The sequence below is a fragment of the Streptomyces sp. NPDC048504 genome, assembly GCF_043200035.1.
Taxonomy (GTDB): Bacteria; Actinomycetota; Actinomycetes; order Streptomycetales; family Streptomycetaceae; genus Streptomyces.
The window spans coordinates 68,839-79,350 of the sequence record NZ_JBICXA010000011.1 but is presented as its reverse complement, the minus strand read 5'-3'; the positions used below and the strand labels follow the sequence as shown (position 1 = coordinate 79,350).

Below are 10,512 nucleotides of genomic sequence, written 5' to 3'. Positions count from 1 at the left end.
GGTCGCGGGGGCCGTTCGGCCCACCCCCTTACACCATCGGTTTGTGGGGTTTTGCCCCCCTGCCCGTTTGGTTTCCCGCGGGGGGGGGCCCGGGGGGGGCCGGCCGCGGCGAAACGGTGCCGGATACCAGGTCTCAGGTCAGCCGACGATGCGGTGTGTCGTCCAGAACGACGTCAGGTCCGTGGTCGTCGCGGCCTGGGCGGCCGCCTTGAACTCGGCCGTGGTCGAGACGCCGTACCAGTGCGAAGTGGCGTAGTCCTTCAGGAGTTTGGCCATCGCGGTGTCACCGAGGGTGCGGCGCAGGTCGTGCAGGGCGCACTTCCCGTAGCCGTAGACGACGGTGGAGTAGCGGGACGAGTGGGCGTCCCAGTAGGCCATCGAGTTGGTGATGTTCTCCGCCGAGGAGGCCCAGGAGACGCTGTTCCAGCAGTTGGTGCCGGTCAGGCCCTGGGCGAGGTCGGTGGCGTAGTCGGTGAACGCCTCGTCCAGCCAGGGGCTGTTGTACTCGTCGTCGCCGACGATGCCGTAGAACCACTGGTGGCCGATCTCATGGGTGAGGGCCGTGGTGCTGACGAGGTCGAGGACGAAGCCGGGGTACTCCATGCCGCCGAACCAGAAGTTGTTGTCGATGACGGCGTCCAGTTCGCCGTACGGGTAGGCGCCGAAGCGGCCCGCGTGGGCGTCGACCGCGGACTTGGCGGTGGTCAGCATCGACTGGGCGTTGGACGAGCTGATGCCCGAGACCGAGTAGATGTTGATCGGGGTGCCCGCCGTCGACGTGCCCGAGATCTTGGTGAACGGGCCCGCCGCCCACGCGAAGTCACGGACCTTGGACGCGGTGGCCGTGGTCACCGTGCGGCCGCTGGTGCCGGAGGTGTCGACCGAGGTGCCCGTGGCCGGGACCAGCAGGGTGGTCGGGTGGTCCAGGGTCACCTTGAAGTCGGCGGCCAGGGAGTAGAAGGACTCGCCGTTGTTCGTGTACGGGTCCAGGTGCCAGCCCGAGCCGTCCTTGACCGCGAGGACCGGCAGGGCGTTTCCGATCATGCTGAACGCGCCGTCGTAGCCGAACCGGTCCGCGCCGCTCGGGACCGTGATCCCCAAGTCGAAGCCGATCGTGGTCGATTGACCCTGCGCGAGGGGAGTGGGGAGTGCTATCTGCAGGGCCGTGCAGGCGACCGAGAGGGCGCCCGCGGTGCCGCCGGTGACATTGGTGACCGTGATCGGCGGCGCGGAGCAGGTGCCGTGGTAATTGTCCCACAGCCGCAGGTACACCTCGGTGAGCGGGGTGGCCGAGGCGTTGGTGAAGGTCGTGCTCTCGTGGCCGGTCCAGACCGTGCCCGCGGTGTTGCTGCTCAGGTTGACGGTGTACGCCGGGGCGGCCGGCGTGCGCGTCGAGTCGGCCGGCGGGGCCGTGTCGCCCGAGGTGTTCAGCGCGATGTCGTCCAGGACGAAGCTCGTCTGGAGACTGGAGTCCTCGGTGCCGCTGAAGGCGAGGCTCACGGTCTGGCCCGCGAACGACGACACGTCGAACGACTTCTGGACGTAGCCGGTGGCCTTGTTCAGGTTCGAGTACGTCGCCAGGGTCGTGCTGCCGATCTTCGCCGTGAGCTTGTCGTACGCGGTGGACGAAGTCGTCTCGGCGGTGTCGATGTGCAGCCAGAAGGTGAGTGTGGCACTGCTGCACCCGGACGGGATCGTGACGCTCTGGCTCAGGCTGTCGGTGTGCGTGCCACCGGTGCCGTCCAGCCAGGCGAAGTTCGAGCCGCCGTGGGCACTCTGGCCGGTACGGCTGGTGATGACGGTCGTCGAGGACTGGGTCCAGGACGAGGTGCCGCTCTCGAAGTCGCCGCCCGCGACCACCTGCGCCGGGGTGCAGGCGGCGGCGAGCGGGGCGGCCGCCGGCGCGGCGGCGGCCGGGGTGACGGGGAGCGAGAGGGCGGCCACCGCGGCGACGGCGAAGACGCCGGCGGCCAGAGCCTGTCGCGAACGTCGCGTCGTCCGCCCGTAGGGCGGGACTTTCGCGACAGGCCCTGGGGCCTTGTGGGGGGTCGATCTCACACGGAACTCCTTATACGGCGGCCGGGATTCCGGCCTGCTCGGTGGCCGTCCGGCCGGACTGGGTGTTCCGGTGGGCGGCCGCGGGAACGCGCGTAGCTGTTGCGTGATCGCGGGGGAAGCTTCGCAGATTTGACCGGGTCATGCCATAAGGAGAGGGAAGTGTGTGCGCGAAGTGGAGGAAGGTGTGAGCGAGGGGCGGAGAGGGGCGGGTGCACACCCGCGTTGCACGGGCCATGCCTCGATTTGGCCTCCGGTTGGCCGAATGTACGCCTTCGATTGCTTCCATCGAACGATGGACCACATCACGTTCCTCGTGGCGGTCGTCATCGTCACGGCCTTGGCCTTCGACTTCACCAACGGATTCCACGACACCGCCAACGCGATGGCGACGTCCATCGCCACCGGGGCACTGAAGCCCAAAACGGCGGTTCTGATCAGTGGAGCTCTCAACCTCGTCGGCGCCTTCCTGTCCACGGAAGTCGCCAAGACGATCTCCGGCGGCATCGTCGACGACACCCTGGTCACGCCAGGGATGATCTTCGCGGGGCTCGTCGGGGCGATCCTCTGGAATCTCCTGACCTGGCTGCTGGGACTGCCGTCCAGTTCCTCGCACGCCCTGTTCGGTGGCCTGATCGGTGCCGTCTGGGTCGGTGCCGGTTCCAACGGCGTCCACTTCGACAAGGTTGTCGAGAAGATCCTGATCCCCGCGGTGGCCTCCCCGCTCGTGGCCGGGATCGCCGCTCTCCTCGCCACCTACCTCGCTTACAAGATCACTGCCCGGGCCCGCAAGGACTCGGTCACCAAGGGCTTCCGGCTCGGCCAGATCGCCTCGGCCTCCCTGGTCTCCCTCGCGCACGGCACGAACGACGCCCAGAAGACGATGGGCGTCATCACCCTGACCCTGATCTCGGTGGGCGCGCTCGGCCACGACGCCGGTCCGCCGGTGTGGGTCATCACCGCGGCGGGCCTCGCCATCGGCCTGGGCACCTACATCGGCGGCTGGCGCATCATCCGCACGATGGGCAAGGGCCTCACCGACATCCAGTCCCCGCAGGGCTTCGCGGCCGAGGCCGCCTCCACGACCGTCATCCTCACCTCCGCCCACCTGGGCTTCGCGCTGTCCACCACGCAGGTCTGCTCCGGCGGCATCCTCGGCGCCGGTCTGGGCAGGCGCCTGGCCGAGGTGCGCTGGGGCACCGCCGGCCGCATGGTCATCGCCTGGCTGGTCACCCTCCCGGCCGCCGCCGCGGTCGGCGGTCTGTCCGCGACCGTCGTCAAGCACGGCGGCAACCTCGGTACGGCCCTGATCGCCCTGATCGCCGCCGCCGTGGCCCTGTTCATCGTGGTCGCCTCGCGTCGCAACCCCGTGCACGCGGACAACGTGAACGAGACCCACGAGGTCACCATCCGCAGCGAGGCGTCCTCGGACGTCCGTACGGCCGCCTGAGCCAAGGGAGTTGAGCAATGAGTGTGGACTGGAACGCCCTCGGCGAGGTCTTCGCGGTGAGTGTCGGCGTGACCGTCGGCGTGGTCGTCGTCTTCGCGCTGGGCATCCTGGGCCTCGCCCGGGTGGAGGCCGCCCGCGAGGTGGACGGCGGCACGCACGCCCTCGGGCTGACGCAGGCGGGGTTGTGCTTTCTCGCGTGTGCGGCTGTCGTGGCTTACGGCATCTATCTGATCGTGCCGCAGTTCCACTGAGCGCGACGGATCACCACCGATCACCTCTGAGTCACTGAACCCCCTTGAGAGGAGGCCGGGATGACCGAACTGCTGACCGGGCTGCGGGTCGACTACACCGACGCCGACGACCCGGTACTGGTGCGGCCCGACGGCAGCACGGTGGACACCTGGCGGGAGAACTACCCGTACGAACAGCGCATGGAGCGCAAGGAGTACGACTGGCACAAGCGGCTCCAGCAGATAGAACTGCTGAAGCTGCAACGCTGGGTCAAGGAGACCGGGCGCCGGCTCGTCATCGTCTGCGAGGGACGCGACGCGGCCGGCAAGGGCGGCACCATCAAGCGGTTCACCGAGCACCTGAACCCGCGTGGCGCCCGCGTGGTGGCGTTGGAGAAGCCGAGCGAGCGCGAGAGCGGTCAGTGGTACTTCCAGCGCTACGTCCAGCACCTGCCGACCGCCGGCGAGATCGTGCTGTTCGACCGGTCCTGGTACAACCGGGCGGGTGTGGAGCGCGTGATGGGGTTCTGCTCGGACGACGAGTACCGCCGTTTCATGCGCCAGGCCCCGCTGTTCGAGCGGATGCTGGCGGACGACGGCATCGACCTGATCAAGTTCTGGTTCTCCGTCTCACAGGGTGAACAGCGCACCCGTTTCACGATCCGCCAGGTGGATCCCGTACGGCAGTGGAAGCTCAGCGCGATGGACCTGGAGTCCCTGGACCGCTGGGACGACTACACGGCCGCCAAAGTCGCCATGTTCCGGGAGACCGACACGGAGCACGCGCCCTGGACCGTGGTGAAGAGCAACGACAAGAAGCGGGCCCGGGTCGAGGCCATGCGCAGCGTGCTGGCCCGCTTCGACTACGCCGACAAGGACGACGAGGTGGTCGGCAGCCCCGACCCCCGCATCGTCGGCGCGGCGGCGAACCTGCTGGAGGAGGGCGAGGACGACACGGCGGCGGTGTTCTAGGGACCGGGCCCTGATCTTCTGGGGCTTGGAGACCTAGTCGCCGTCGCGTGGTACCAGCGTCACCCGGTGGAAGTTGCAGCCGGTCATGGGCGGGCTCCCGGCAGGGGGCCCGCCCGCGTGTGCCTTGAGGGCGACGCTGACCAGGCTCAGCAGCAGGTCCACGTCCGTCTCGCAGTCCAGGTGGACGGTCACCCAGCGGGAGCCCGGGATGATCCGGATCGCGGTCGACTCACTGAGGTCGTGATGGAACCGGAGGATGGCCCCGACGGTGAGATGCAGGTCCACATCGTGGTCCGAGTGGAAATGCACGATCTCGCTGTGAGCGGACCGCAGCGCCCGCCCCGTGCCACAACTGGCCGGGACCGCGCTGAGGTCGCGCCAGCCTTCCAGTCGCTGCATGGCTCGCTCGGCCAGGGTCATGTGCCCATCGTGGACTGCGCACCGCTTCGCAACCAGAGGTTGAGCGATTTGTAACCGGGGCGTGAGGTACCGCACACCTGAGGAGCGTCAGGTGTGCGGTGCGCGAACCGGGTCAACTCCCCTCGGACACAAGCTTTTCGTAGCCCACCAGCCGTACGCAGGTGGCCACCCCCTCGATGATCTCCTCGATCTCGGAGAGGTCGGGGAAGGAGGGGGCGATCCGGATCGTCCGGTCCCTCGGGTCGTCGCGGTACGGATGCGTGGCGCCCGCCGGAGTCAGGGCGAGACCGACGTCCGCCGCGCGCCGCACCACCTCGCGGGCGCACCCGTCGGGCACGTCGAGGGTGATGAAGTAGCCGCCCCGGGGCGTCGACCAGCTGGCGAGACCGGTCCCGCCGAGCCGCTCGGCGAGGATGCGCAGCACGGTGTCGAACTTCGGCCGCAGCAGCTCACGGTGCTTGCGCATGTGGGCACGCACCCCGTCGGCATCGCGCAGGAACATCGCGTGCCGCAGCTGGTTGACCTTGTCCGGGCCGATGGACCGCTTGGCGCTGTAGCCGCGCAGCCAGGCCACGTTGGCCGGGGACGAGCCGAAGAACGCCACGCCCGCACCGCCCAGCGTGATCTTCGACGTGGACCCGAAGACGAAGACCCGGTCGGGATGCCCGCTCGCGGCACAGGCGTTCAGCATGTCGGCGATCTCCACCTCCTCGTCGGTGAGGTGGTGCACGGCGTAGGCGTTGTCCCAGAAGACCCGGAAGTCGGGCGCGGCCGTCGGCATGGCGGAGAGTCGCCGTACGGTCTCGTCGCTGTAGCAAGTGCCGTCCGGATTGCTGTACTTGGGCACGCACCAGATGCCCTTGACGGCGTGGTCCTCGGCGACCAGCCGCTCCACCACACCCATGTCGGGACCCTCGGCGGTCATCGGCACGGGGATCATCTCGATGCCGAACCGCTCGCACAGCGCGAAGTGCCGGTCGTAGCCGGGGACCGGGCACAGGAACGCGACCCGCTCCTCGTCCGCCCAGCGGCGCGCGGCCCCGGGCAGCGTGCCGAGCAGCGCGTGCACGAGGCAGTCGTGCATCAGCTCCAGACTGGAGTTTCCTACGGCGAGCAGCTGCTCGGCCGGGACCTGGAGGAACCCGGAGAAGATCTCCCGGAGTTCCGACAGCCCGTCCGCGCCACCGTAGTTGCGGCAGTCCGTGCCGTCGGCGGAGATGTAGCGGTCGCCGGGCAGCGAGAGCAGTTCGGCGGACAGGTCGAGCTGGCGGGCGGAGGGCTTGCCGCGCGTCAGGTCGAGCTTGAGCCCCTTCGTGAGAAGGGCTTCGTAGTCGCTCCGGGCCGCGTCGAGCAGGGCCGGGAGGGAGTCTGCGGTGTGCGCAGACGGGGGAGGAGGCGTCACGGCAGCCGACGCTACAAAGCCGGAGGTCACACCACAAACGCATAACCGCCGTCGCCCCTCGCCCCGCACGGCCGGAGTACGGTGATCCGTGCCTGACCAGGCCACACAAGGTTGATGTCGGATTCCCGCCAGCCCCGCTCCGCGCCGTATCGGATGCTGGACGTATGCAGAACGAGATGCACACCGACACGGAGCGCTGTGTGCGCGCGGTCCAGTCCAAGGACGCGCGCTTCGACGGCTGGTTCTTCACGGCCGTCCTGACCACCCGCATCTACTGCAGGCCCAGCTGCCCGGTCGTTCCGCCCAAGCTGGAGAACATGACGTTCTACCCGAGCGCGGCTGCCTGCCAGCAGGCGGGTTTCCGGGCCTGCAAGCGCTGCCGCCCGGACACCAGCCCCGGCTCCCCGGAGTGGAACCAGCGGGCCGACCTGGTGGCCCGCGCCATGCGCCTGATCGCCGACGGAACCGTGGACCGCGAGGGCGTCCCCGGCCTCGCCGCCCGCCTCGGCTACAGCACCCGGCAGATCGAACGCCAGCTCCTCGCCGAACTCGGCGCCGGACCCCTCGCGTTGGCCCGGGCCCAACGCGCCCAGACGGCAAGGCTGTTGATCGAGACGACCGCCCTCCCGATGGCGGAGATCGCCTTCGCCGCCGGCTTCTCCTCGATCCGCACCTTCAACGACACCGTGCGCGACGTCTTCGCCCTCTCCCCGAGCGAGCTGCGCAACAGGCGCCCGAAGACGACCGTGTTGACCCCCGGCACCCTCACCCTCCGCCTGCCGTTCCGCGCGCCCCTCAACCCCGACAACCTCTTCGGCCACCTCGCGGCGACCGCGGTACCGGGCGTGGAGGAGTGGCGCGCCGGCGCGTACCGCCGGACCCTCCGCCTCCCCTACGGCCACGGCATCGCGTCCCTGACTCCCAAGTCCGACCACATCGCCTGCCGCCTCACGCTCAGCGACTTGCGCGACCTGCCGGTGGCGATCAGCCGCTGCCGCCGCATGCTCGACCTCGACGCCGATCCGGTAGCGGTGGACGACCAGTTGAGGACCGACCCGGTCCTGGCACCGCTGGTGGACAAGGCGCCGGGCCGACGTGTGCCGCGCACGGTCGACGAGGCGGAGTTCGCCGTACGGGCCGTCCTCGGCCAGCAGGTCTCCACGGCGGCGGCCCGCACCCACGCGGCCCGCCTGGTCACCGCGCACGGCGAACCGGTCGACGATCCCGAGGGTGGCCTGACCCACCTGTTCCCCTCGCCCGAGGCGCTGGCTGCGCTGGACCCGGAGTCACTGGCGATGCCCCGCACCCGCCGCACGACGTTCACCACGCTGGTGGGTCAACTGGCGGACGGAACGCTCCACTTGGGGGTCGAGAGCGACTGGACGGAAACCCGCGCCCAACTCCTCTCCCTGCCCGGCTTCGGCCCGTGGACGGCCGACGTCATCGCCATGCGTGCCCTCGGCGACCCCGACGCCTTCCTCCCCACCGACCTCGGAATCCGCCGCGCCGCCCAGGAGTTGGGCCTCCCGTCGACCCCGGCCGCCCTCACCGCACGCGCGGCGGCCTGGCGGCCGTGGCGGGCGTACGCGGTCCAGTACCTGTGGGCGACGGACAGCCACCCGATCAACTTCCTTCCCGTGTAAGGGGATTGCAGCCACCATGAAGCGCCACACGGTGATCGACAGCCCGTACGGCCCGCTGACCCTCGTCGCCGACGAGGACGGAACCCTCTGCGGCCTCTACATGGTCGACCAACGCCACCGCCCCCCGGAGGAGAACTTCGGCGCCCCCGACGACACCCCGTTCGCCGAGGCGACAGCCGAACTACAGGCGTATTTCGCGGGCGAGTTGAAGGAGTTCACCCTCCAACTCCGTCTGCACGGCACCCCGTTCCAGCGCACCGTCTGGGACCAGCTCCGCCGCATCCCCTATGGCGAGACCCGCTCCTACGGCGACCTCGCCGATGCCCTCGGCAACCCGGGCGCCTCCCGCGCGGTGGGCCTCGCCAACGGCAAGAACCCCATCGGGATCATCGTCCCCTGCCACCGGGTCGTAGGCGCGAACGGCAGTCTCACGGGGTACGGCGGCGGTCTGGACCGCAAGCAGCGGCTGCTGGACTTCGAGAGCGGGGCGGCGCTTTTCTAGCGCCTCAAGTGTCTCTCACGTCAACGGTGTCGGGGTGTCATGGCAGCAACCGCCGCTCCTTGGCGACAGCCACCGCCCCCGACCGCGTCTCCACCCCCAACTTGCCGTAGATCCGCCCGAGATGGGTCTTCACCGTCGCCTCGCTGATGAAGAGGGCCCGGGCGATCTCCCGGTTGCCCAGGCCGCGGGCCAGCTGGCCGAGGATCTCGCGCTCACGCTCGGACAGGGAAGGGTGCGGGCTGCGCATCCGGGCCATGAGCCGGTCGGCGACCGGGGCCGAGAGCGCCGTACGGCCGGACGCGGCGCTATGGATCGCCGTGAACAGTTCCTCGGGGCGTTCGGCCTTGAGGAGATAGCCCGTGGCGCCCGCCTCGACGGCTCGGGCGATGTCGGCATCGGTGTCGAACATGGTGAGGACGAGGACACGCGGGCCGTCACCGGCGGTCAGTCTCCTGGTGGCCGTCACGCCGTCCATGCCGTCGCCGAGCTGGAGGTCCATCAGCACCACGTCGGGCCGGACCTGGGCGGCCAGGGCAAGGGCCTCCTCGCCGCTGCCCGCCTCACCGACCACCTCGATGCCGTCGGCGCTGGACAGCAGCGCACGCAGTCCGGCCCGTACGACGGCGTGGTCGTCGCACAGCAGCAGACGTACGGGTACGGGTGTGCTCACGGGACGAGCTCCTCACGGACGACAGGTACGGCGACCGACACGACCGTGCCCTCGCCGGGAGCCGACTCCACGCTCAGGGTGCCACCCGACTGCCGGGCCCGGATCCGCATGGCGGGCAGCCCGTGGCCGCGCACCCGGCCGGGCTCGGACACCGGGGGAGAACTGGTGTCGAAACCACGGCCGTTGTCGGCGACGTCCAGGGAGATCTGGTCGTCCAGGCAGGTCAGGGTCAGCGCGGCCCGGGTCGCGGCCGCGTGCTCGCGTACGTTGGCCAACGCGCCCTGGGCGATGCGCAACAGCGCCGCCGCGGTCCGCTCGGGCAGCGGGCCCGGTTCGCCGTCGAGCCGGAACTCCACCGTCAGGCCCGGACCGCTCTCCCGCTCGGCGAGCGCGCGCAACGCCGCGGGAAGGGAGTGCTCGACGAGGTCGGCCGGTGCCAGGTCGTGGACGAACCGGCGCGCCTCGGCGAGGCCGCGTGAGGTGATCTCGGCGGCCTTGAGCACGTGCCCGTGGGCCGCTTCCGGGTCCGTCCGCCACAGCCGCTCGGCGGCCTGCAACAACATCTGCTGACTGGACAGGCCCTGCGCGACGGTGTCGTGGATCTCCGTGGCCAGCCGCTGCCGTTCGGCCAGGACACCGGCCCGCCGTTCGGTGGCCGCGAGGTCGCGGCGGGTGCGGACCAGGTCGTCGATCAGGACCCGCTGCCGGGCCGCCTGCCGCTGCAACTGCACCAGTACGGCGGTGGCGACCGCCGCGAGGGCCGGCGGGGCGACGACCATGTTGGGGTTGAGCGTGCCGTCGGCCACCCGTATCTCGGAGGCCACGACGAGCGCGGTGAGTACGGCCGCCAGCGGCACCGCGAACCGTGGCGGCAGCGCGTACAGGCCGGCGAACAGCAGGGGCATCGCGCACCAGGTGGCGCTCGGCGCGAGGGCGAGCAGCACGGTCCAGACGGCGGACACCGAGCCCAGCCAGGCCAGATGACGTGTGCTGGGCGCGGAGCCCGGGCGGGGTGCCGGAGCCAGGAACTGCCCGAGGACGTACAGCAGACAGAAGACCGCGTACAGCACCAGCACCCAGCCGGTCCGGGCCCCGCCCTGGTCGCGGGTCAGGAACCGTACGAACGACGAGCCGAGCAGCAGAAAGAACGCGGCGTGCACGACCACGG

The 10,512-nt window shown here is 70.2% G+C and carries 10 protein-coding genes; 5 read left to right on the top strand and 5 right to left on the bottom strand.

What is annotated here, in order from left to right:
- Positions 1-138 precede the first annotated feature (138 nt).
- A complete protein-coding gene (locus ACGFY9_RS26575; protein WP_393758116.1) occupies positions 139-2,058 on the bottom strand; it encodes a M1 family aminopeptidase in 1,920 nt (639 codons plus the stop codon).
- 292 nt (positions 2,059-2,350) lie between these two features.
- Here ACGFY9_RS26575 and ACGFY9_RS26570 point away from each other — a divergent pair, with 292 nt between their 5' ends.
- From ACGFY9_RS26570 to ppk2, 3 genes are read left to right on the top strand one after another with little or no spacing between them, the layout of a single operon-like run.
- Positions 2,351-3,505 (top strand): inorganic phosphate transporter, encoded by a 1,155-nt coding sequence (locus tag ACGFY9_RS26570; protein ID WP_366094900.1) that lies wholly within the window; start codon positions 2,351-2,353, stop codon positions 3,503-3,505.
- 17 nt (positions 3,506-3,522) lie between these two features.
- Positions 3,523-3,756 carry a hypothetical protein gene (locus ACGFY9_RS26565; protein WP_318019735.1) on the top strand — a complete coding sequence of 78 codons (234 nt, stop codon included), beginning with the start codon at positions 3,523-3,525 and terminating at the stop codon, positions 3,754-3,756.
- Between the two features lie 60 nt (positions 3,757-3,816).
- The gene (gene ppk2, locus ACGFY9_RS26560; RefSeq protein WP_033279401.1) at positions 3,817-4,707 is read left to right on the top strand and encodes a polyphosphate kinase 2; all 891 of its coding nucleotides are present in this window, start codon (positions 3,817-3,819) and stop codon (positions 4,705-4,707) included.
- A 33-nt stretch (positions 4,708-4,740) separates the two neighbouring features.
- Here ppk2 and ACGFY9_RS26555 read toward each other — a convergent pair whose 3' ends face one another.
- Together ACGFY9_RS26555 and ACGFY9_RS26550 are read right to left on the bottom strand one after the other, a co-directional pair.
- Entirely contained in the window at positions 4,741-5,127 is a 387-nt protein-coding gene (locus ACGFY9_RS26555; protein WP_366493755.1) for a luciferase family protein, read from the bottom strand.
- A 112-nt stretch (positions 5,128-5,239) separates the two neighbouring features.
- Complete coding sequence (locus ACGFY9_RS26550) at positions 5,240-6,529, bottom strand: aminotransferase class I/II-fold pyridoxal phosphate-dependent enzyme (protein WP_393758113.1); 1,290 nt, start codon at positions 6,527-6,529, stop codon at positions 5,240-5,242.
- A gap of 176 nt (positions 6,530-6,705) precedes the next feature.
- Here ACGFY9_RS26550 and ACGFY9_RS26545 point away from each other — a divergent pair, with 176 nt between their 5' ends.
- Both ACGFY9_RS26545 and ACGFY9_RS26540 read left to right on the top strand, forming a co-directional pair.
- On the top strand, positions 6,706-8,172 hold the full coding sequence (locus tag ACGFY9_RS26545; RefSeq protein ID WP_393758493.1) for an AlkA N-terminal domain-containing protein: 1,467 nt from the start codon (positions 6,706-6,708) through the stop codon (positions 8,170-8,172).
- 16 nt (positions 8,173-8,188) lie between these two features.
- The gene (locus ACGFY9_RS26540) at positions 8,189-8,674 is read left to right on the top strand and encodes a methylated-DNA--[protein]-cysteine S-methyltransferase (protein ID WP_393758111.1); all 486 of its coding nucleotides are present in this window, start codon (positions 8,189-8,191) and stop codon (positions 8,672-8,674) included.
- Positions 8,675-8,711: 37 nt separating this feature from the next.
- Here the strand turns inward: ACGFY9_RS26540 and ACGFY9_RS26535 are convergent, their stop codons facing one another.
- Together ACGFY9_RS26535 and ACGFY9_RS26530 are read right to left on the bottom strand one after the other, a co-directional pair.
- A complete protein-coding gene (locus tag ACGFY9_RS26535) occupies positions 8,712-9,344 on the bottom strand; it encodes a response regulator (protein WP_393758109.1) in 633 nt (210 codons plus the stop codon).
- The gene (locus tag ACGFY9_RS26530) at positions 9,341-10,510 is read right to left on the bottom strand and encodes a sensor histidine kinase (RefSeq protein ID WP_393758491.1); all 1,170 of its coding nucleotides are present in this window, start codon (positions 10,508-10,510) and stop codon (positions 9,341-9,343) included. The genes ACGFY9_RS26535 and ACGFY9_RS26530 overlap by 4 nt, the downstream gene beginning before the upstream one ends.
- Positions 10,511-10,512 lie beyond the last annotated feature (2 nt).